Raw genomic sequence first — 20,995 nt, 5'->3', positions numbered from 1 at the left:
ATGCTGGCGCATAGCGCGGCACAGGACCATGATCATACCGGAGATTTAAGCCGCCTTAAACAGTGAGGCGAATGCCGTCCTGATATCACTGAACTGAGTAGTAAGTAGGAACATCAGAACAAAGAACGCTACGTTGAACAAGCCGGGGTGGGTTGTCGATATAGCTTCAACACGTCTTGAAATCGTGTTGATGGGTAGAAGAAATCTTACAAACATAGCTGTCGAAATGCCTATGATGGCCCCAGCGATGATATCGGTTGCATAATGATAGCCAGCGTAAATCCGAGGCAAACACATGACGAAAATCGACCAAGCATAAAAGAAGCTTCCCAATGATCGGGAAGCGTACCAGATCGCGGTTGAGAGTGCAAATGCGTATGCCGAACTATCGCTCGGAAATGAACTCCAGTGCTCAAATATCTCTATTTTAGTTCCGATCGGAGCAATAAAATTAGAATCGCCTGAGTGAAGAGGCCGCAGCCGCATTGGAAGAAGATTCTGTGTCAGTCTAGAAGTCAATATAGCTGTGAAAACGCTGATAACTGCTCCGATAGCAAAGATTTTGTACGACTTTCGATCAGACTTGCGATACCAGAAATAAACAATACACATAATGAAAGGAAGACACTTTACTGAATCCAAGTCAAGGAATTTTATTACAAATCTATCCAACAATGCGTTATGTCCGGCAAATCTGCCCATCAAGTTGAGGAAATAATTATCGATGGTCGTAAGCATCGCAGAGCTACCTCACGCTTCTCGTTGCGCTGCAGCAGAGTTTCATTTTCACCCAAAGATTTGCAGAAAAGTAGCTTGCTGTCTAATGCTGATGGCCTTGTTATCAACCGCGAGGCGCGCAGCCGGGCACCGCCGGCTGCGTAGAAGGGGGCCTGATCCGCCCTGCTTCGATCTCGCCAGTGGCGTGAGCAACATTCACGATGAGGACGAGACCGTCCTGGCGATCCTGGTCGTGGAGTAGCGGCTGATCGCACAGGATGTGGCGCTCGACCTCCCCGCGATCCTGCTGGTGCGGCTCGCGTAGGCCGGGACCGGCGGCAAGCCCCGCCAGATCTCGGGCGAGTATCGGGGCGCCATGCCGGCCGCCGACCCGATGGCCGGTCCCGGCGCCTTGTCTCCGCGTGGAGCCGTGGCCTCGCCTCCCTCTCGCCCGGCCAGCCGCCGTGCCCCGGCTTGTAGTCTGCTTTGAAACTCAGAAAACGCGGAGCTTCTTCGCATTTGAGGTGCGAGCGTTGGAGCGAGGGCCACCATTCGGCATCGAACTCGCGATGCACTCCTTGAATGTTGCCTTGCTGACTGGAGACATCTTGAATATTAGATTTCCGCTAGAGTCTCTTGGTATATTCAAGCGGTCCACGCAATCCTGACAAAATGGGCCACATGGCTTCTCTTGCGCATATGAATTAACAGAGCTTGTGCAGAGCAATCCGGCCACGAACCAAGCAATTCTGGACATGCACTTTTTCTTTTTTCTTCCTCATCTGCCATAATGTCTCGCCTCTCCGTGCATTGCAAGGTCATTCGGCTGGCTCCCTCAGTTGAAATTTGCGGAAAGAAGCGATCGGAGCGCTATGCGGGGTGACCGGTGCGGCGTGATGATGCCCTGCTCCTACCCGGTGTTCGAGCTGGCAGAGGCGTACCTGACGACACACCTCTGGACCTCGTGCAAGGCCAAGCCCGGGCGCTGCCGCGGCGTGACCGTCTGGGAGTTCGGGAAGGCGGCCTAGCGGGATCACGAACTCCGCCGTAGCCTGCGCCGATCAGGGCGCCGATCTCACCGATGCCGATCCGACCCGAGCACCGCGGCTTCGACCCGATCGACTGGCCCCGGCTCTCCGACGTGATCCGCTTCCGGCGCGCCGGCGGGCGCTGCGAGGGCTGCGGGCGGCCTCACCTGCAACGGGTCGCCTTCAGGGCGGGCGCTGGTTCGACGCCGCGACCGAGACGTGGCGCGACGGGCGCGGCCGGGTCCTGCGCAGCCGCATGCTCCCGGAGGACCTGCTCCATACGGTGCGCTTTACCCGCACGGTTCTCGCGACGGCGCACCTCAACCGCGACGCTACGAATGATGCCGGCGCGCCTTCGATCTCATCCGTTCCTACGAGTCATGCTGCGCCGAGGTGCCGGTGGGGAGGAGAACGCGTCGACACGAACGCCCGGCGGAACGAGCCGGTGCCCTCGCGGCAGGGAACGAGGCCGGCATCCAAGGCGACGCCGGATGGCGCTCAGATTCTTTCGATATCAAAGGTTAAGCTCAGGATCACGCCTCTGCGGCGGCGCCCCGGAATCCCGCGCGACGACCCGCGGGCCGCGCCCCGAAGCCGAGCCGCGGGCGCGGCGGTGCGCGCCTTCGCGGGCAGCCATCCCGGTCGAGTCAACCGTGAGCAGCATCGGGACGACCGGGCGCCGTCCCCGGTCGAACGCGGCCCGTCGCGCCTCGGCCCTCGCGGGATCGGCCACGCGCCGCCGGGTGACGGCGATGCAAGCAGATGCGGCGCATGTGGCGGCATGAAGCTCTGTATAGATACGTAAAATATGAGCAAGCTTCGGATGGGGGTCTAGGTATGATGGCCTATATCCACGCTGGTGGCATGTTTGCGCGTGAACGATTGTTCCTTGCGCGCTAGATCGGGCGCACGGAAAAGGCGCCGAGCTTCGCCTTCGACGAGGTGAGGATCGTGCAGGACGCCGCGTATTTTCGCGAGAAGGCCGAGCAGTGCCGTCGGCTCGCGAAGCACTTGTACAACCAGAACGATCCTGCGGTGGCGGCCTTGACCGCCATGGCGGCCGAGTTCGACGCGGATGCCGCCGCGATCGAGGCCCGCGCCGCGGCGGCGCACGTCATCGGCTTCGGCGACGACGTTCCGCACGACCGCGCGCAGGCCGATGAGCCGCCTCGCCCGGGCGGCACCGATGTCTGACCGAGGGCGGGGGGATCCGGTCCTGGATCGCGCCGCCCGCGCCCTCGATGCAGCGCGTGCGGCCCCCGGCGCGCGGCGCCTTCGCCGCCGTGCCGGGCATGACCGCCGAGATCCTCCGCACCGTCACGCCGCTGCGGAGCATCCGAGCTGGGCCCGAGCCGGTCGGCCCAGCGTCTGCGAGGCCCCGGATGGGGAGAAGGCGCGGCCGCCTGCGGCCGCGCTGGGCGAGGCAGGCGCGGTCAAGGCCCGGAGAGGCGACAACCCGGCGATTCTGCGAACGGGGTGAGGCCGGGCCGCCGCAGCCCTCGCCGCGGCGTATTCTCACCAACAGTGACACCTTAAGGTGCGGGCAGGGCGACGATGACGCGGTCCGGCCCCCCGCGCGAGCGGCCCGGCCGCGCGTCCCGGAGCGCTCGGACGATCGCTGGTCCGGTGCGCAGCTCAGCGGTTGCGCAGGTGGTCCCAGAGCAGCAGGGCGGGGGGCGGACGCATGATGGCGTAGAAGATCCAGTCGAACATTCGAGGCATGGCCAAGTCCGTCGATTCGGGGCTTGCCACCCAAGGATTGCCGGACCTCGATGGTCCCGGCCCGCGGGATGGCCCGGGCCGCTCGCGCGGCCCGCCCCCATCGCTCACTCCGGGATGCGCACCTGCCCGGCCGCGAAGGTGATCAGCGCGTCCGGCGCGGGCGCGGCGGATATCGGCGGCACCTGCGCCGCCGTGATCGGCGGGGCGCCCGGCCCGCGCGGGGTCGTCCGCACCACCTGGCTCGGAGGCAGCGGCTGCTGCCGCGTCAGGTGCGCGTACATCAGGTCCATCGCCTGGATGAAGTAGCGGTGCAGCGGTACGAATTGCTCGTTGTAGCCGGGAAACTGGTTGAAGGAATCGAGGTGGTGGGCGTGCGTCACCTCGTAGTAGCGCAGCCGGCTCGCCGCGCCCTCCAGGACGGAGTTCAGGCCGAAATACGCGCGCGAGGCGTGGTTGGGCGGCAGGATGCCGTCGTTGCGGCCGGTGACGAACACCGCCGGCACGCCGTGCAGCCGCCCCTCCGCCAGGATCTCGCGCACGCCCGCCGCCACGCGCTCGGCCTCCGCCCGGCGCGGGCCGGCGAGCTGCCCCCCGGTGACCGGGTCGCGACCGGTCGCGAGCGCCCGCAGGCAGAGCGCGCCCTCCAGGTTCTGGCCCGGCGTCGAGCCGCGATCCTCCCGCGGCCCGCCCTCGGCCGCCTCGTTGATCAGGACGATGCCGGCGGTCGGCGGGATGCCGTTGCTGGTCCCGAAGATCTGGGCCTCGCCCGCCCCCGCGAGCGGGACCGGCGGGCCGCCGGGCGCCGCGGCGGCCAGGCTGTAGCGGCAGAGCGCGTCGCGCACGCTGAAGCGCCCGTAGGCGTTGGCGTAGGTGACCGAGATCGATTGCGGGACGTTGCCGTACCAGTAGCCCGGCTGAACGAGGTTCTGCTCGGGCAGGATGCCGGCGGCGTTGATCGCGGCCTGCGCCTCGCGCGCCTGCGCGGCGAGCGTGTCGGCGCCGATCAGCCCCCGCGCGCGCAACTCGGCGCAGCGGCCGTCGCCCTTGGGGACCAGGGCGATCAGGCCGGCCGCGGCGTTCTCCGGGGCGGCGTTGGCGCAGCCCTGGAAGACGTTGACCAGGGTGATCGTGTCGATCAGCGGCCGGCTGTGCGCGAAGAGCGGCGCCGCGCCGGCCTGGACGATCGAGAAGGCCGGCGAGTAGCGCGGCGTCACGTTCGGCTCGCCGACCGCGAGACCGTCGATCAGGTGATCGTCGTCCTGCTCGACCGCGCGCACCGAGGCGCCCCCGCCATTCGACACGCTCGACGCGATCACGATCGTGTTGTGCTTGCCGATCCGCGGCCCGGTGCGGAATGTCTCGTTGAGCACCTCGAAGGCGAACGCGATCGCGCGCAGCACGTTGCGGCCCCAATCCGCCTCGGGATTGGCTTGCGAATGCGCGTGCTTGAACGCGAAGCGGTGCGGGTTCGCCGCCACGTAGGCGCTGCGCTGGACCTCCGGGATCGGCGCCACGAAATTGGCGGCCTCGCCCGCCGCGGAGGCCGGGGCGCGCTCGCCGCGCAGCAGGTTGACCGTGTCGGCCTGGAGGTCGTGGGCGCCGGTGCCGGTGCCCTTGTCGGTGTAGGCCACCGCGCAGCCGTGCTTGAGTCCCCACTCGCCGGCCGTGGCGATCGCCCCGTAGACGCCGCGGGAGCCGGAGGAGGGCGCGGCGACGATGCAGCCCCGCCTCGGATCGTAGCTGTCGGGCACCTGCACCAGCATCGTCACCCGGCTGCGCCGGTCCCCGGCCCGCTCGTAGGCGATGAACTCGTCGCCCGCGATCTTGCCCTCCGATGCCGTAACGGTGCCGTCCGCCGCGACGTTGGGGCCGTAGAGCGTGCCGTAGCCGCCCCCCGGCGTCGGGTCGATCAGGGCGCGGTAATTGCTGTAGATGGCGAGCCGCCGCAGCTCCTCGGCGGTCGGGCGCAGCGGATCGGCCGGCTGCGGCGCCGGCCCGGCGAGACCGGACTTGCCGAGGCCGGCGGTCAGGAGGTCGTTGCTGGTCCCGTCATAGTGCGTCCTGAGGATACCGCTCTCGGCCCGCGCGCCCACCGTCCAGGCGCACAGGATCGCCGTCGCCGCGCCCGCGGCGGCCCTGCCTCGCATCGTCATGTCTCCTCCCACCGGTCCTTCGCGGGACCGTCCCTTCTTGGCGCCGCGTCGCGGGGCACGGTCGACGTGCTGCCCGCGACCGGGATCCCGGGACCGCGCCGTCCGGCGGACGCGCCGTCCTCGCCCGGATCCGGCTTGGCCGGGGGGAGAATGCCCCCGCGGCCCCGCCTTGTCCACGCGCCGCCCCCGCCACGGCAGGGCGCGCCTCCCGCGCGGCAGGTCCGGCGCCGGCCGGTTCACCGGGGGCGGCGCCGGGTGAGGGCCCGCCGCGGCGCCCTTGATCCAGCGCAAGGATCGGGAGGGAGCCGACAGGTCTGATCGGGCCTCCCGCCGCGCCGCTCGGCGGCGCGGGCGATCCCGGAGCGCGGTCATGATCGGCACAACAGCACGCGTCGCCGTCGCGATGATGAGCCTGGTCGGAGTCGCGGGCGCTTCCCCCGGCGGCGAGGGCGGTCCCGCCTCCCCGCGCGCCGCGCCGCGGCGCGAGGGGCTGGTCGCGCAGGTCCCGTCGCCCGAACACCGCCCCCGCGGCGCGCGCACCCGCGTCGGCGGCGACGACCCGCCCGGCAGCGCGGCCCCCGCGCGCCCGCGCGGGTCCGGCCCGATCCGGCGCGGCGCCGCGAAGGGGCCCGGGGCGGCGTGAGGCCGACGGCGCCGGGCGGCGCCTCATCCCCCATCCGCCTGATCCCTTCGGGTTGGCGGATTGAGGCGTCGCTCACGCGCCGCGCGGGCGCGTGATCCGGGAGCCGCAGTGATCAACCGCATCCCGGATCAGCCGGCCCCCGGCTCCCGCATCAGCGCGTCCAGGATCGGGCACTCGGCGCTGTCGCCGCCCGGGCAGGTCCCGAGCATGCCGCTCAGCGCCTGCTCCAGGCGCGCGAGGTCGGCGCGCTTCGCCTGGATTTCCACGAGGTGGTGGCGGACGATCTCCTGGACCTCGCCGCAGGTCACCGCCTGACGGTCCACCAGGCCGAGCATCGCGCCGATGCTCTCCAGCCGGAAGCCGAGGTCGCGGCAGCGGCGCACGAAGATCAGGCGCCGCACCGCCTCGCCGCCGTAGCGCCGGTGGCCCGCCGCCGACCGGGCGGGCGGCGGCACCAGGCCGATCCGCTCGTAGTAGCGGATCGTTTCGAGATGAACGCCCGTGCGCGTCGCCAGCGCCCCAATGGTGAGCCCCTCCGTCGCCCGATCTCGCATCCTCGGCAGACTCCCGTAACAGCTACGGATCCGAGATTGCCGCAGGAGCGACGCCGGGGCGAGGGGCCGGCGCGGCGCGCGGGGACCCGCCGGAGCGGCGCGGCGTCGCGCCTCATCGGTCCGGATCGCGCGCGCGTGCCGCCTCGCGCGCGCCGTCGACCCGGATAGGGTCCGAGGTGCGCGGCGAAACCCGTCCGCGTCGCGTTCCCGGCCGCATAATACTGTACGTTAGTATGCGGGGGGCCCGCCAGGTCCAGCCGGGACGGATGATGACCTGAAGCAGAGTCTCGAACGACCTGCCCGGGCGGGCGCGAAAATCAGCCGGTCCTCGCTGTCAAGGCGAAGCTATCACACTGCAGAAACCAAAATCCTATCGTTGCCTAGCCTTGTTATACAGGAAGCGTTCAGGGTCTCTTTGGCAAGAGCCGGGCCATCGTAGCCCGGAGATCTGCATCTGCTCGCGACGCGGGCGTAAGAGGCACCATGGCATTCGACCACGACACTCCGACAGGGCGGGACCGGGCAGCGGCGGTCCCGGGCGAGGGGCGCCCGCTCCTGCCCCGCTCCGTTCACGCCCATCTCGGCCGGCAGCTGCAGGCCGTCTACGGCGCCCTCCTGGCCGAGCGCCAGCCCCAGCTGCTGCTCGACCTGGTCGCGCGGCTCGAGGTGGCGCTGGACGGGCAGCCGGCGTCGCGCTTCCGCGAGGATCTGCTCGAGGCCCTCCCGGCCCTGCGCGCCTTCGCCGTGTCGCTGACGGCGAACGTGGTCCAGGCGGACGACCTCGTGCAGGAGACGCTGCTGCGGGCCTGGCAGAACCAGGACCGCTTCGCGCCCGGCACCAACCTGAAGGCCTGGCTGTTCACGATCCTGCGCAACCAGTTCTACACTGTGGCGCGCAAGCGCCGGCGCGAGGTGGAGGACGCGGACGGCGAGCAGGCCGCCCGCATGGTCGCGCTGCCCGACCAGGAGGACGGCATCGAGCTGCGGGACGTCTGGATGCGGCTGAGCCAGCTGCCGACCCCGCAGCGCGAGGCCCTGCTGCTCGTGGGGGCGCAGGGCCTGACCTACGAGGCCGCGGCGGCGCTGATGGGCTGCCAGGTCGGCACCGTGAAGAGCCGCGTCAACCGCGCGCGGGCGGCGCTGGCGCAGGCCCTCGGCTACGAGGGCGGCCGGTCGGGCCGCTCGGCCGCGCTCTGATCCGGGATCCGCTTGATCGAAGCAGGTCCCGGATCACCAGCCCGCGCGGCGCCTGAGCGAAGCCGACATCCGCATGGCCGAGATGAGAGATGGCGAAGCCATCAACCGGATGTCGGATGAGGCAGCCTCGCGCAGGGGGGGGCCGGCGCGCAGGCCGCGCGGCGCGTCCCTGAGCGGCGCGCGGGCGCCGCCTCCTGCCGCCGCGCGAGGCCGTCGGGATCGCCGTCGTCGAGGTGGCGCACGGGGGCGCCGCAGGCCGCCATGATCTCCCGCAGGCCGTCGATCCACGCCGCGGCCTCCGCGCGCGTGGCGAAGCCGTCGCGCAGGAACGGCTTGTCCGGCGCCATGACCCCGACCACGGCGAAGCCGTCCGCCGCCTTTTCCACGATCTGGCACGTCACGGTGCGTGGCATGGCATCCTGTCGGGCGAGAGGCCCGCGCGGAGCCCGTGCCTGCAACAAGGCGAGACCCGCGCCATGGTTCCGCAATCGCCCGCCGATCCGCGCCGTGTTTATGATATTCTTATGAGGGAAGCGGCCGCGCAGGTCTGCCGAACATGGCGCCGGAGGGCCGGAACGTCTTGCGCGGCGGGCCCGAACACGTCGGAACTCCTGCGGCGAGCGGCCGATATTCGGGTGGCGCCGCGCCCTCGTCGGTCCTGACCCTTCGTCGCCCGGGGGCTTGGCGGGCGGCGTCAGGCGGCCCGGCGCGGGGCCGCGAGGCTGGAGACGGTGCGCTCGTCGAGGCGCCCGGGCGCGAGGGACAGGCCGACCATGCCCCGCTCGCTCCAGACCACGTGCCCCGCCCGGGAGGTGCCGTCGCCGAGGTCGAGCCCCACGCGGGTCCCGGCCGGGAGCGGCGTGCCGATCGCGTCGAGGCGCACCCCGAACTCGCTGATGTCGTGCAGGGTGGTCGGGTGGCGCACCCCGTCGACGGTGACCCAGATTGCGGCGCCGGACGGGTAGCGGGCGGCGGCCCGGCGGTCGGCGATCTCCCTCACCAGCTGGTTGACCTCGCCGTCGACGTGATCCGCCTCGCGGGCGAGGTCGACGGCCATGCCGGCGAGCTGGGTCGCCAGCGCGTCGGTCTCCCGGGCGAGGCCCGGGAGGGCCGCGATCCCGGTTATCACCGCCTGGGTGCGGTCCGACACGGTCAGGACCATCTGGTTGATCTCGCCGGTGGCGGCGTTCTGCTCCTCGACCGCCGAGGCGATCGAGGTGGCGATCTGCGTGATCGCCCCGACCGTGTGGCCGATCCCGTCCACCGCCGCCAGCACCTCCGCGGAGGCGCAGCGCAGGCTGCCGACCTGCCGGTCGATCTCCTCCGTCGCCTTCGTGGTCTGGCCGGCGAGGTCCTTCACCTCCGCGGCCACCACCGCGAAGCCGCGGCCGGCCTCGCCGGCGCGCGCGGCCTCGATCGTGGCGTTGAGGGCGAGCAGGTTGGTCTGGGCGGCGATGGAGTGGATCAGCCCGGTGACGCTGCCGATCCGGTCGCTCAGGGCGGAGAGCTCGGCGGCCAGCCCGCGGGCGGCGTCGGCCCTGGCGCGGGCCTCCTGCATCGCGGCGGTGGACTGGGCGGCCTGCGCGGCGATCTCGCCGATCGAGGCCGACAGCTCGGTCACGGCGCTCGCCGCGCTCGACACGTCGGCGGCGGTGCCGTTCAGGTCCTCCACCGAGCGGGCGAGGCGCTCGCGGGTGTCGGTCGCCCGGCTCTGCACGCTGGCGGTGGCGCCCTGCATGGCGTCGGCGACCTCCTGGAAATGCGCCACGCCGCCCCCCACGGTGTCGCGGATCCGCTCGGCGACCCGCGCCATGAAGCGGCGCTCCTGCGCGACCAGTTCCTGGCGGCGCTCGTCGCTCGTCGCCTCGGCGATCTTCTCCACCGTCCGGTCCCGGAAATAGACGACCGCCCGGGCGAGGGCCGCGATCTCGTCGCGTCCCGCGGCCTCCGGCACCGCGGCGTCGAGGGACAGGTCGGCGAGCTCCCGCACGCGCCGATCGAGGCGCGCGAGGCTCGCCACCACCGATCGCGTCAGCAGGAAGGCGAGCAGGTAGGCGAGCGCCGTGACCGAGAGGGCGGTGCCGAGCGCCGCGACGAGGCTGGTGCGGAAGCCCGCGACGCGCGCGTCGAGCAGCCGGTCGAGTTCGGCCGCGGCCGCGTGCCAGAGCGGGTCGGCCGCGGCGACGACCTCGCCCGCGGCGCGCAGGAAGGGGGCGGGATCGGCCTCCGCCTGCCGGCGGGCCGCGTAGGCCTCCGCCAGTGCGGCCGATTGCGCCGCCAGCGCCTCCACGGCCCGCGCGACCGCGCCGGCGGGCGACGCCAGGGCCCGCCGGGTGGCCCCGTCCGCATTCGCCCCGTAGGCCGAGGCGAGGGAGGCCTGGAGGCCGTCCGCGCTCGCCCGCAGCTTGCCCTGCTCGATCAGGAACCGGGCCACCTCGTCCTGGCGCAGGGTCGGCGCCCCCCGATAGGCGCGGGCGAGGGCCGCGAGCGCGCCGGCCTGCTGCAGCAGGTCCGGCAGCTTCACCACGACCGCGTCCATCACGTAGAACGAGTCGAGGTCCGGATCGAGGATCAGGTTGGAGCCGTCCCCGATCTTGCCGATCAGGCCGCGCGCCGCCGCCGCCACGGCGGCGGGCTCCCGGCCGCGCGCCGCCGCGAGGGCGCGGGCCGCCTCCGCGCTGCCGGTGGCGGCGTCGTGGGCGGCCCGCGCGGCCTCGAAGGCCGCCCAGGCCTCCCCCGTCGGCCCGTCCGGCGCGACGCCGCCCCGCAAGAGGGGCCAGACCGCCTGCAGGTAGGCGGTTCCGGTCCGCTCCAGGCTCGCGAAGCTGATGTCCTTGCGCGACTGGTTCACGAACAGGGCCGCGAGGAGGGCGATCGGGATCAGGAAGAGGCTCACCGTGGCGATCAGCTTGCGCCGGATCGTGAGCAGGGCGGACATGCGGCGGATCCTCGTGACGGGGGCGGCTCGGAATCGCGCTCCGACGCGGGCGGACCTTGCCGGCATGGCGCCGGCCGGCCGCTCGGGGCACGAATATTTGATGAATACTAGGTCTGCCTGAATTGTTAAATATCACCTAATTGCGGCCTATGTCAGGTTGCTTAGGGCGGATCGATTGGATCTTGTCGGTATTTTGCAGCAATCGATTGACGTTGGGTGAAGTAGATCCGGTGATATTCCGGATCGGGCCTGATCCCGCGACGGCGTGGGCGCGGCGCGGTCCGGCCCCGGCGCGGCAGAACCCGCGGCCGGGGCGCGCGTTGGTCGGCACTGCGCGCCGGTCGGCACTGCGCGCCAGGAGGCACTGCGCGCCAGGAGGCGGCCGAGGAGGCTCCATGCCACAGCAATGGCCGGCCCGGATCTGGATCCTCCGGCACGGCGAGAGCGCCGGCAACGTCGCGCGGGCCGCGGCGCACCGGGAGGGCTCCACCCACATCGCCATCGAGGGGCGGGACGTCGACGTCCCGCTGAGCCCGGACGGCGAGCGGCAGGCCGAGGCGGTCGGGCGCTGGTTCGCCGCCATGCCGCGGGCCGAGCGGCCGAACGTCGTCCTGACCTCGCCCTACCGGCGCGCGGTGGAGACCGCCGAGCGGGTGCGGGCGGCGGGGGGGCTGGCGGAGGACGACCTCGCCCTCGTCCTCGACGAGCGGCTGCGCGAGAAGGAGTTCGGCCTCCTCGACCGCCTCACGCCGCACGGCATCCGGCAACTCCATCCCGAGCAGGCCGAGTACCGCCGGCTGCTCGGCAAGTTCTACCACCGGCCGCCCTCCGGCGAGAGCTGGTGCGACGTCATCCTGCGCCTGCGCAGCGCGCTCCACACGGTGTCGCTGTACTACGCGGGAGACCGGGTCCTGCTGGTCGGACATCAGGTGATGGTGTTGTGCATCAGGTACCTGCTGGAGAACCTGACCGAGGCGGAGATCCTGGAGATCGACGGTCAGGGCAGCGTCGCGAATTGCGCGATCACCGAATACGCCGTGGCCCCGGGCGCGGGCGGGCGGCCGGCCCTGCAGCGCTACAACTTCGTGGCCCCGGTCGCGCGGGCGGGCGCCCCGGTCACCGACGCGCCCGACGCGACGGGCGCCGTGCGATGAGCGACCCCGTCGACGTCACGCCCGAGGCGCTGCGCCGCATGGCGCTCCCGCTGCCGCACGAGGGCAGCAAGGAGGAGCGCGGCCGCGTCCTCGTGGTGGCCGGATGCGCCGAGGTCCCGGGCGCGGCCCTGCTGGCCGGGACGGCGGCCCTGCGGGCGGGCGCGGGCAAGCTGCAGATCGCGACCGTCGCCGAGGCGGCGCTGCCCCTCGGCCTCGCGGTGCCGGAGGCGCGGGTCATCGGCCTGCCCGAGGCCGGGGGCTGCATCGATCCCGCCGCCGCGGTCGCGCGGCTCTCGGCCTACGCGCCCCGCTGCGACAGCCTGCTCGTCGGGCCCGGCATGATGGAGGGGGCGCCGGTGGCGGCCCTGCGGGCGGCCCTCCTGGAGGCGGCCCCCTCGGCGGCCGTCGTCCTCGACGCGGCGGGCCTGAGCGACCTTCCCGCCCAGGCCGAGGCCGTGCGGGCGCGCGAGGGCCGGGTCGTCATCACCCCGCATGCCGGGGAGATGGCGGCGCTCCTCGGCCGCCCGCGCGAGGCGATCGAGGCCGATCCGCGGGGCGCGGCGCAATCCGCCTCCGACCTCCTGGGCGCCGTCGTGGTGATGAAGGGCGCCCGGACGCTGGTCGTCGCGCCGCGCGGGGCGGCGTGGCTCTACCGGGGCGGCGGCGTCGGGCTCGCGACCTCCGGTTCCGGCGACGTCCTGGCCGGCCTGATCGCGGGCCTGCTGGCGCGGGGCGCCGCCCCCGCGCAGGCGGCCGTCTGGGGCGTCTACCTCCACGGCGAGGCCGGCCGGGATCTCGCGGATCGCTGCGGCCCGCTCGGCTTCCTGGCGCGCGAACTCGCCGGCTTGGTTCCGGGGCTCCTCCGAAAGGCCGGGGGGCGTGCCTGACGCGGGCGGCGCGGCCCCGGGGCGCGGGGTTGCCGCGGCCTGCGCGCTCCTCGCCCTTGCCCTGATGGCCGCGCGGAGGCGCCGGGGCGCGGGCGCGGCGCGGAACCCGCCCCTCGGGCCCTTCATCGAGGTCGACGGCGTGCGCCTGCACTGGGTCGCGCGCGGCGAGGGACCGCCCCCCGTCGTGCTGCACGGCAACGGCAGCCTGGCGCAGGATGTCCTGCTCGGGGATTTCGCGGCCCGCGCCGGCCGCCGGCACCGGGTCCTGATCTTCGACCGGCCCGGCCACGGCCGCAGCACCCGCCCGCGCGGCCGGTCCTTCCCGCCCGGCGAGCAGGCCCGCCTCCTCGCCCAGGCCCTCGACGCGCTCGGCGTGCGCCGGCCCCTCCTGCTCGGCCATTCCCGGGGGGCCCGCGTGGCCGTCGCCTGGGCCCTGCAGAGGCCGCGGGAGGTGCGCGGCCTCCTGCTGGAGGGCGGCACCTTCCACCCGACCCCGCGGCTCGACGTCCGGCTGGCGGCCGGCCTTGCCGTTCCGGTCGCCCTGGTCTGCGGCGGGGACCGAATGGTCGACCCGCGGACGCAGTCGGTCGCGTGCCACCGCCGCCTCCCGGACGCCACCCTCACGCTGGTCCCGGATTGCGGCCACGTGGTGCACCACACCGCCCCCGCCGCCCTGCTCGACGCCCTGGACGCGCTCGACCGGCGCTGCGCGCCGCACCCGCTGCCCGGCGCGCCGGACCTCTGGGCGGGCCGGCGCGTTCTGCCGAGACCGCGCCGCCCGGGCCCGGGCGCGCGGCCCCCCCTCGATCCGAGAGTTCGTTCATGGCGGCCAAGACCAAGACCCTGCAGGATGCGTTCTACGAGACGCTGAAGGACGTCTATTACGCCGAGCGGCAATCCGTCCGGGCGCTGAAGAAATCCGCCAGGGCGGCGGAGAACGACGAGCTGCGGCAGGCCTTCGAGCGGCACGCCGAGGAGAGCGCCGAGCAGGTCGAGCGGCTGCAGCAGGTCTTCGAGATCCTCGGCAAGCCGGCCCGCGGCAAGACCTGCGAGGCGATGCAGGGGCTGACCTCCGAGATGGAGGAGGATCTGGAGGATTTCGGCGGCGGCCCGGCGGCGGACGCGGTCCTGGTCGGCTGCGCGCAGGCGGTCGAGCATTACGAGATCGCCCGCTACGGCACGCTCAAGACCTGGGCGGCCCAGCTCGGCTACCGGGATGCCGCCAAGCTGCTCGACGAGACCCTGCAGGAGGAGAAGAGGACCGACCAGCTCCTCACCGAGATCGCCGGGCGCATCAACCAGGAGGGCGCCGGGGACGAACCGGGCGGTCAGGACCGCGGCGGCCAGGACGGCGGCGGCCAAGGCCGCGGTGGCCAAGGCCGCGGTGGCAAGGCCGCCTGAGGCGCAGGCCCGGATCGTGCGCAGGGACCGCCCGCGGAGGAGCGCATCTCCGTCGCGGGCGGTCCCGGCCCCTCGCAGGAACCGCGCCGCCGGGCAGGCGGTGGCCGGGGCCGTCACTCCGGCGGTGATCCAGCCGAGCCCTTTGGTGACCCGGCCGCTGACCGCACGATCCGAACAGGCCCTTGCCGCGGACCTGCCCGAGCTTGGCCGAGAGGTGCACGACCGGGGCGACCCACCGCGAGGCCGAACGTGGTCCTCGCGCCGGCGTCGGTGCCGGTGGCCGAGGGATCGTCATCCGCCGCCCCGGTGATCGCCCCGATCCCGAGGATGCGGGCGAGGCCCCGTCCCGCTCCGGTCCGCGGATGCGCCTCGGCGGCCGGACATTGCGCGGCCTGACCCGTCGGTCGCTCCCGTCGCACGCGGCCGCGCCCAGCGGCCGCGTCCCCGGGGGCGGGTCGCCGCGGCCTCACGGAACCGGCCCGGCGGCCTGAGGTTCTCCCGACGCGATCGATGAGGAGGGCCCGCATGCTCGACGACACCGAAGGCCTCGGGCGAGGCCCCGCCGGCGAGGGCGGCCGCGACGAGACCATCGCCGGGCGCCTCCTCGAAGAGGCGCACGGCTACGTCGGGAAGCGCAAGGCCGACGCGGTCCGGGCCGTCTCGGACGTGGCCGCGGTGATCCGCGGCAGCGGCGCGGGCCTCGGCGAGGCCCCGCACCTGAAGGCCTTCTTCGACAGCGCGGCCGAGGGGGTGGAGGCGCTCGCGGACGGCATCGCCGCGCGCACGCCCGGCGAGATCTACGACGAGGTCGACGCCGCCATCCGCCGCCGTCCCGGGATCGCCCTCGCGGCGGCGGCCCTGGCGGGCTTCGCCCTGTTCCGCCTCGTGCGGGCGGCCGGCCCCCGGCCGATCCCGCGCTCGCGCGCCCTCGTCCCGGCCGAGCCGCTGCCGATCCCCGATCCCCGCGCGACGGAGCCCGCCCGATGAGCGATGCCACCGAGGACCTGGAGCACGAGGTCGAGGCGAGCCGGGCCCGGCTCGACCGCACCCTCGACAGCCTGCAGGCCCGCCTCAACGTCTCCCGCCTCGCCGAGGATCTGGTCGGCCCGAACGCGCCGGGCCCGGCGCTGAACGCGGGCGCCCGGCGCCTGCTCGACGGGGCGCGGGAGAACCTCCTCCCGACGCTCCTGGTCGGGGCCGGCCTGGGCTTCCTCCTCTACGACGCCCTGCGGCAGGAGGCGGAGCGCCGCCGCCTGCGCGTCGTTCCCGGCGCCCCCCGGACCTACGCGCGCTACGCGGACGGGCTCGAGCGCCGCGCGGCCGACGAGGACGAGGTCATCGCCCGGATCATCGCCACGATGCGGGAGGAGGGGCGCATCACCCGCGAGCGCTACGGCAGGGCGGTGCGCACCTCCCACGCCAAGAGCCACGGCCTCGCCGAGGGCACGCTGCACGTCCTCGACGGGCTGCCCCCCGAACTGCGCCAGGGCCTCTTCGCCGAGCCGCGCACCTACCCGGTGATCGCGCGCTTCTCGCACGTCCCGGGCGAGTACCTCGACGACCGCAAGGTCTCCGCGCCGCGCGGCCTCTCCCTCAAGATCTTCGGCGTCGAGGGCGAGCGCCTGCCCGGTCACGAGGGGGAGACGACGCAGGACTTCATCCTGGACACCGGCACGACCTTCCCGGCCGCCGACGCCAAGGCCTTCCTCGCCACGATCGGCGCGCTGCGCCGGGCGACGCCCGCGCCCGTGGCGGTCAAGCAGGCCGTCTCGGCGGGCGCGCGCGCGGCGAACGCGGTGCTGAACGCGGTCGGCCTCGGCAGCGCCACCCTCGATTTCTTCGGCCATCCGCCCTACCACCCGCTCGCCGAGGCCTATTACAGCCAGACGCCGCTGCGCTACGGCGCCTACGTCGCCAAGCTGGCGGTGCGGCCGGCGACGGAGGGGCTGCGCGCCCTGATCGGCAGGACCATCGACCTGAGCGGCGACGAGAACGCGCTGCGCCACGCGGTGACCGACTACCTCACCACCCACCCGGTCGCGTACGAGGTCGCGGTCCAGCTCTGCACCGATCCCGCGCGGATGCCGATCGAGGATGCCAGCCGGGAATGGCCGGAGGCCGAGAGCCCCTACCGCCCCGTCGCCCGGCTGGTCCTGCCGGCCCAGGACAGCCAGGGCCGGATCGGCAAGGAGGAGGACCTGGCCTTCTGCCCCAGCCACACGCTGGCGGCGCACCGGCCGCTCGGCTCGATCAACCGCGCGCGGCTGCGGGCCTACGAGGCGATGGGGACGCTGCGGCGGCAGGAGAACGGCCGCTCGACCGCCGAGCCCCGCACCGTCGCCGAGATCTGATGCGGGGAGCGCCGTCGGGGCGGCCGAGGCGGCCGGCATACCCGTCCTGATCGCCCGGGCGGCCGCGCTGGCGGGGGCGCGCAACACGGTCCAGAGCCGCGCCGCCGCCGCCCTCAACAAGGGGCTCGGCCAGTTCGTCCTCGCGGCCCCGGTGGTCACGCTCGTCAACGCGGCCGTCTCCCTCGCCGCGGCGTTCTTCCTCGGGCTCTTCGCCGAGGGGATCGACGCGGCGGGCGGCGAGCGGCGGGGCAATGTCCCGCGGGGCTTCACCCACTGGCGGTCATCAACCACGCCGTGTGCCTCGCCGGCCTGATCCGCGACGCCGCGCGGGGCGGTCCCGACCCGCTCGATGCCCCAGGTGCCGCGGGCCCGCCGGGCCGCCGGACGGTCGGGCGGAGCGTCGACGCTCGCGCGGCCCCGCCAACGGGCGAGCAGGGAGACCGCGCCCGGGAGGAATAAGGGCAAGATGAAGCTTCGAAACACGAGCTCAATCATCTTGCTTCTTGCGGAACTCGAACGAGATCCGGGCCGATCGAGCGCCAAATAGCGAATATATTCTCGGTACGCACGGCTGGTGGTGCAGACGAACGGGCGAATCGTCCGTGCCGGTCCGAGCATTCGCCGCATGAGCTCTCATGCAGCGCTGAATCGAAAAATCCGTCTCCAGCCGTTGCAACGCAGATTCAAATGCGTTTAAATATCGTCGGCAGGGCGGAGTCGTCATGATCGACAAAGGCCGCGAATCCGCCGAGCGTCAGCTTTCCCATATATGTCGATGAGGCATGTCGTTTGGTATGCCAGGCACGACCGATGATGATTGTGCCGTTCTCATCTGAGGTTCGGTGCTTGAGCCGGCCGTCAGTGTGATGGCCCGCCTCAGGAGGCAATTTCCGTCATGGGCTGGGGTGGTCGAGATGCCTCGTGTCGACGGCTTTCCTCGGATCCGCGCGCTCCCCAACCTTGCGCATCCGTGGTCCGCGGCGGCCGTTGGGCGTATCTTGAGCGCCAATGCCGAAGGATGTCGGTTGAATACTGTCAGGTGAAGTCCCGATCTCAGCGTTCGTGCGGAAGTTCGTGTTTGTCTGCGATGGTTGCAGGTCGGTCGGGGTCCGCAAGGCGGCCGGCCGCCAAGGTCTCGCAGATCATGTTCGGGCGTTCTTGGCATCTTCGCTTCGCGGTGGCCGGCGCCGGCGCTGGGCCGCGACAATCGAGTCGGTGAAGCAACTTAGGCGTGAAACCAGCCCGGCCGGCCGCGTCACGACGATGCCTGCCAAGGGCCTCGGAGGCTTTCGGTTCATTCAACCGGGAGGGAAGCGCGATGACGGATGCGGGCGAGGCGGATCTCGGGGCCGCCGATGCGGGATTCGCGACCACGGCGGCGCATAGCGAGCGCGACGTCGCCCAGGGCGTCACGCGCTGGTTGATCGCCAATTTCCGATCCGAACTCGCGGACGCGACGCGATCGACGCCGTTCACGGTGCCGCTGCTGTGCGCCATCGCCTGCCGCGAGGCCGGCATGTACTGGCTCCCGCTGACGCCGCACAGGGGGGGCGCGGAGATCCTCGGTCTGTGCGTGTACGACGCCAGCGGCGACGTGGCCGGCGCGCCCCGAACCGCGTTCCCGATCAATACCGCTCAGTTCAGACTCACGTATGGGGATGCATTCACGCAGCTCCTGATCGCCGAAACGAACAAGGCGAGGGCCGCGCGCGGCCTCAGCCCGGCCTCGATGATTTACAAAGGTTACGGTATATTTCAGTACGATCTGCAGCATGTCCGCACGGACGAAGCGTTCTTTCGTCAGAAGAAATGGTATGTCTTCGAAGAGTGTGTGAGCAGAGTCGTATCTGAGCTTACAAGCAAGTATGAAGCGACCGGGAACATTCAGGAAGCTGTCCGCGCTTACAACGGATCTGGCCAGAAAGCCCGTCAATACGCTCAGGATGTGATGAGATTGCTGCCATATTGTGAGGAGGCGGCGGGTTCTCCACAGATTGCATCGCTCGCCTCTGCATCGCTCTCCTCTGCGGCGCGCGATGGCGGGGCGGTCCTCGGCGCGATGGATCCGCAGGACGCCTCGGACGACGACCCGGGCGCCCCCGCTCCGACCGACGTCACCGAGGTCGCGGACGAGGACACCGCCCGCCTCCTCGCCAATCTCGGATACTCGGTCGATGCGGAGAGTGCCGCGCCGGCGGAACCGGGCGTCGCGGCCGTCGGCGACACGGCCTTCGACCTCGCGCGGGCGCGGGCCTTCCTCGACGCGTGCCGGACCGCGAGGCCGCGCGTCACCTACGGCCTCGGGCAGAAGGTGCCGTTCCTCGATGCCGTCCCGGGACGCGACTTCACGCAGGTCGATTGCAGCGGTTTCGTCCGACAGGTCGTCCGGCTCGCCACGACCCCGTCGCTGCGTTTCCCCGACGGCTCGGTCAATCAGCACCAATGGGCGCGCGCGAGGGGTTTGGAGACCTCGTCCGTGGCGGAGGGCAGGGCCACGGACGACGTGGTCCGGATCGCGTTCCTGCGGCCGCAGGACGCCGGTCGCAAGAGGATCGGGCACGTCGTCCTGATCGCCAACGGCGAGACGCTCGAATCCCACGGCGGCGTGGGTCCGGATTCGCGGCCCTGGACGGGGACCGGCTGGCAGGCGAAGGCCTTCGTCTACGTCCTGGCTCGCGACGCTCGGATCCGCGCGGCGGCTTCGGCGGAGCGGCTCGCGGCGGCGCGGACCGAGTCCGTGGCCAAGCCCAGCATCGTTCGGACCCTCGAGAGCGCGACGATGCGCCGGACCACGGCCAGCATCTTCACCACGCAGGCTCTGCCGCAGCACCACGACGACATCCTCGTCGTGACCATGCGGCCCGGACCGGCGGAGGCTCCCGCGGCGGCGGGGATGGCGATGGGGATGGGGATGGCGCCGGCGCCGGAGACGCCCGGCCTGGGTGCGCTGTCGTATTTCGCCCGCGCGGGACGCATCAAGCGGGTCGTTCCGCTGCGCGCGAGCGAGGAGGCGGTGACGGCGCCGTCCCCGATGGCCGCGGCCGCCGCGATGATGGGGTTCCACCGTCCCGCCGGAGCACCCGACGTCGGCGCCCCGGTCCGCTTCATCGAGATGATGGACGGTCAGGACGCGAAGCAGCTGCACGGCGCTCTGGCGAGCGACCCGAGCGTTCTCTCGGTGTCGCAGGTTCCGGTCCGCTACCTCGCCGCGCGGCGCGCGGGGCGCACGGCCGCCGGCGGCGGTCTCGGGATCGCCGCGGCGCCGCCCGCGGCATCGCTGCTCTGGAACCTCGCCAAGATCCGCTGGCAGGAGGCGCGTGCGGCTGCCGGCTTCCAGGAGGCAACCCGGGTGAGGGTCGCGGTGCTGGACACCGGCGTCGATGCCAAGCACCCGAGCCTGCGGGTGTCCAATTATTACTGGCAGAACGCTGATCTGACGCGGCCCGTCTCGGAGCTCGATCTGATCGGGCACGGGACGCATGTCTCGGGAACGATCGCTGCGCTGATCGCCAGCGGCGTCTCGGTTCAAGGGGTGTGTGCCTGCCAACTTGATGTCTGGAAGATCTTCGATGATGAGCCGACCTACGCGCCCGGCCAAGGAGCTTTCGTCTATTACGTGAATCCGATCCTGTACCGTCGTGCCTTGGCCGCGTGCGTGGACGACCCGCCCCACGTCGTGAACCTGAGCATCGGCGGGCCGGCCGTTCCCGATCCGACCGAGCGGACCCTGTTCGAACAGCTGCTCGCGTCCGGCGTGACGATCTGCGCGGCGATGGGCAATGATCGCCAGTATGGCAGCCCGACCTCGTACCCGGCCGCGATACCGGGGGTCGTCGCGGTCGGCGCGACGGGGCTGGACGACAGGGTGACGCTCTTCTCGAACAGCGGAAACCACATCGCGGTCGCGGCGCCCGGGAAGGCCATCTGGTCGACGCTCCCCCGGTATGACGGCCAGACCGCCTTCGGCATCGCGTACGGCCCGGACGGGCGGCCGCAGCCGGGAGCCAGGGTCCGCCGCGAGTGCAACTACGACGCCTGGGATGGAACTTCCATGGCAACACCCCATGTGACGGGGAGCGCGGCGCTCCTGATCGCCAAGAGCATCGCTGCCGGTGGCGAACTCAAGCCCGATCAGGTGAGAGCCGCCCTGATGACGTCGGCCGACAAGGTGCAGGCGATGAATGGAGCGGATTTCAGCGCCGACTACGGTGCGGGGCGGATCAACCTGCTCAAATTGTTGCAATGAAGGT

17 protein-coding genes are annotated in these 20,995 nt (G+C 71.8%); 12 read left to right on the top strand and 5 right to left on the bottom strand.

The genetic code is table 11. The features are described from left to right. Positions 1–45: 45 nt before the first annotated feature. Positions 46–612 carry a phosphatase PAP2 family protein gene (locus QA634_RS35725; RefSeq protein WP_236728926.1) on the bottom strand — a complete coding sequence of 189 codons (567 nt, stop codon included), beginning with the start codon at positions 610–612 and terminating at the stop codon, positions 46–48. Between the two features lie 977 nt (positions 613–1,589). On the opposite strand from QA634_RS35725, the gene QA634_RS03785 reads away from it, so the two are divergent. Together QA634_RS03785 and QA634_RS03775 are read left to right on the top strand one after the other, a co-directional pair. Continuing rightward, positions 1,590–1,745, top strand: coding sequence for a hypothetical protein (locus QA634_RS03785; protein ID WP_012330726.1), 156 nt, complete (start codon positions 1,590–1,592; stop codon positions 1,743–1,745). 951 nt (positions 1,746–2,696) lie between these two features. Next, entirely contained in the window at positions 2,697–2,939 is a 243-nt protein-coding gene (locus QA634_RS03775) for a hypothetical protein (protein WP_012330725.1), read from the top strand. 632 nt (positions 2,940–3,571) lie between these two features. Here the strand turns inward: QA634_RS03775 and QA634_RS03770 are convergent. Beyond that, entirely contained in the window at positions 3,572–5,614 is a 2,043-nt protein-coding gene (locus QA634_RS03770) for a D--3-hydroxybutyrate oligomer hydrolase lipoprotein transmembrane (protein WP_018262610.1), read from the bottom strand. A gap of 376 nt (positions 5,615–5,990) precedes the next feature. Between QA634_RS03770 and QA634_RS03765 the strand changes: the two genes are divergently transcribed. Next, positions 5,991–6,263, top strand: coding sequence for a hypothetical protein (locus tag QA634_RS03765; protein ID WP_012330723.1), 273 nt, complete (start codon positions 5,991–5,993; stop codon positions 6,261–6,263). A gap of 128 nt (positions 6,264–6,391) precedes the next feature. Here the strand turns inward: QA634_RS03765 and QA634_RS03760 are convergent, their stop codons facing one another. Further along, entirely contained in the window at positions 6,392–6,817 is a 426-nt protein-coding gene (locus QA634_RS03760) for a MerR family transcriptional regulator (RefSeq protein ID WP_012330722.1), read from the bottom strand. A 483-nt stretch (positions 6,818–7,300) separates the two neighbouring features. On the opposite strand from QA634_RS03760, the gene QA634_RS03755 reads away from it, so the two are divergent. Continuing rightward, positions 7,301–8,014 carry a sigma-70 family RNA polymerase sigma factor gene (locus QA634_RS03755; RefSeq protein WP_012330721.1) on the top strand — a complete coding sequence of 238 codons (714 nt, stop codon included), beginning with the start codon at positions 7,301–7,303 and terminating at the stop codon, positions 8,012–8,014. A gap of 101 nt (positions 8,015–8,115) precedes the next feature. Here QA634_RS03755 and QA634_RS03750 read toward each other — a convergent pair whose 3' ends face one another. Together QA634_RS03750 and QA634_RS03745 are read right to left on the bottom strand one after the other, a co-directional pair. Continuing rightward, positions 8,116–8,427, bottom strand: a complete 312-nt coding sequence (locus tag QA634_RS03750; RefSeq protein ID WP_012330720.1) for a hypothetical protein — start codon at positions 8,425–8,427, stop codon at positions 8,116–8,118. A 281-nt stretch (positions 8,428–8,708) separates the two neighbouring features. Continuing rightward, positions 8,709–10,952, bottom strand: a complete 2,244-nt coding sequence (locus tag QA634_RS03745) for a methyl-accepting chemotaxis protein (protein ID WP_012330719.1) — start codon at positions 10,950–10,952, stop codon at positions 8,709–8,711. 395 nt (positions 10,953–11,347) lie between these two features. Here QA634_RS03745 and QA634_RS03740 point away from each other — a divergent pair, with 395 nt between their 5' ends. The 8 genes from QA634_RS03740 (at position 11,348) to QA634_RS03705 (ending at position 20,991) form a co-directional block, all read left to right on the top strand. Beyond that, complete coding sequence (locus QA634_RS03740) at positions 11,348–12,106, top strand: histidine phosphatase family protein (protein ID WP_012330718.1); 759 nt, start codon at positions 11,348–11,350, stop codon at positions 12,104–12,106. After that, a complete protein-coding gene (locus tag QA634_RS03735; protein ID WP_012330717.1) occupies positions 12,103–12,993 on the top strand; it encodes an NAD(P)H-hydrate dehydratase in 891 nt (296 codons plus the stop codon). Before QA634_RS03740 ends, QA634_RS03735 begins: the two co-directional genes overlap by 4 nt. Further along, the gene (locus tag QA634_RS03730; RefSeq protein ID WP_012330716.1) at positions 12,986–13,864 is read left to right on the top strand and encodes an alpha/beta fold hydrolase; all 879 of its coding nucleotides are present in this window, start codon (positions 12,986–12,988) and stop codon (positions 13,862–13,864) included. Before QA634_RS03735 ends, QA634_RS03730 begins: the two co-directional genes overlap by 8 nt. Then, positions 13,816–14,394 carry a YciE/YciF ferroxidase family protein gene (locus QA634_RS03725; protein ID WP_012330715.1) on the top strand — a complete coding sequence of 193 codons (579 nt, stop codon included), beginning with the start codon at positions 13,816–13,818 and terminating at the stop codon, positions 14,392–14,394. The genes QA634_RS03730 and QA634_RS03725 overlap by 49 nt, the downstream gene beginning before the upstream one ends. Positions 14,395–14,919: 525 nt before the next feature. Beyond that, the gene (locus tag QA634_RS03720) at positions 14,920–15,381 is read left to right on the top strand and encodes a hypothetical protein (protein WP_012330714.1); all 462 of its coding nucleotides are present in this window, start codon (positions 14,920–14,922) and stop codon (positions 15,379–15,381) included. After that, positions 15,378–16,745, top strand: a complete 1,368-nt coding sequence (locus QA634_RS03715) for a DUF3618 domain-containing protein (protein WP_012330713.1) — start codon at positions 15,378–15,380, stop codon at positions 16,743–16,745. Before QA634_RS03720 ends, QA634_RS03715 begins: the two co-directional genes overlap by 4 nt. Positions 16,746–16,896: 151 nt before the next feature. After that, a complete protein-coding gene (locus tag QA634_RS03710) occupies positions 16,897–17,058 on the top strand; it encodes a hypothetical protein (protein ID WP_168169128.1) in 162 nt (53 codons plus the stop codon). A gap of 1,005 nt (positions 17,059–18,063) precedes the next feature. Then, on the top strand, positions 18,064–20,991 hold the full coding sequence (locus tag QA634_RS03705) for a S8 family serine peptidase (RefSeq protein ID WP_012330712.1): 2,928 nt from the start codon (positions 18,064–18,066) through the stop codon (positions 20,989–20,991). Positions 20,992–20,995 lie beyond the last annotated feature (4 nt).

The sequence above is a fragment of the Methylobacterium sp. CB376 genome, from assembly GCF_029714205.1.
Classification (GTDB): Bacteria; Pseudomonadota; Alphaproteobacteria; order Rhizobiales; family Beijerinckiaceae; genus Methylobacterium.
Note: the sequence above shows the minus strand (reverse complement) of the source record. Positions and strands in the feature narration are given on the sequence as shown.

Bases quoted from the DNA above. Each gene is read 5' to 3' on its own strand.
- QA634_RS35725 (WP_236728926.1), bottom strand. From the start codon at position 612: ATGTGTATTGTTTATTTCTGGTATCGCAAGTCTGATCGAAAGTCGTAC.
- QA634_RS03785 (WP_012330726.1), top strand. From the start codon at position 1,590: ATGCGGGGTGACCGGTGCGGCGTGATGATGCCCTGCTCCTACCCGGTG.
- QA634_RS03770 (WP_018262610.1), bottom strand. From the start codon at position 5,614: ATGCGAGGCAGGGCCGCCGCGGGCGCGGCGACGGCGATCCTGTGCGCC.
- QA634_RS03765 (WP_012330723.1), top strand. From the start codon at position 5,991: ATGATCGGCACAACAGCACGCGTCGCCGTCGCGATGATGAGCCTGGTC.
- QA634_RS03760 (WP_012330722.1), bottom strand. From the start codon at position 6,817: ATGCGAGATCGGGCGACGGAGGGGCTCACCATTGGGGCGCTGGCGACG.
- QA634_RS03755 (WP_012330721.1), top strand. From the start codon at position 7,301: ATGGCATTCGACCACGACACTCCGACAGGGCGGGACCGGGCAGCGGCG.
- QA634_RS03750 (WP_012330720.1), bottom strand. From the start codon at position 8,427: ATGCCACGCACCGTGACGTGCCAGATCGTGGAAAAGGCGGCGGACGGC.
- QA634_RS03745 (WP_012330719.1), bottom strand. From the start codon at position 10,952: ATGTCCGCCCTGCTCACGATCCGGCGCAAGCTGATCGCCACGGTGAGC.
- QA634_RS03740 (WP_012330718.1), top strand. From the start codon at position 11,348: ATGCCACAGCAATGGCCGGCCCGGATCTGGATCCTCCGGCACGGCGAG.
- QA634_RS03735 (WP_012330717.1), top strand. From the start codon at position 12,103: ATGAGCGACCCCGTCGACGTCACGCCCGAGGCGCTGCGCCGCATGGCG.
- QA634_RS03725 (WP_012330715.1), top strand. From the start codon at position 13,816: ATGGCGGCCAAGACCAAGACCCTGCAGGATGCGTTCTACGAGACGCTG.
- QA634_RS03720 (WP_012330714.1), top strand. From the start codon at position 14,920: ATGCTCGACGACACCGAAGGCCTCGGGCGAGGCCCCGCCGGCGAGGGC.
- QA634_RS03715 (WP_012330713.1), top strand. From the start codon at position 15,378: ATGAGCGATGCCACCGAGGACCTGGAGCACGAGGTCGAGGCGAGCCGG.
- QA634_RS03705 (WP_012330712.1), top strand. From the start codon at position 18,064: ATGACGGATGCGGGCGAGGCGGATCTCGGGGCCGCCGATGCGGGATTC.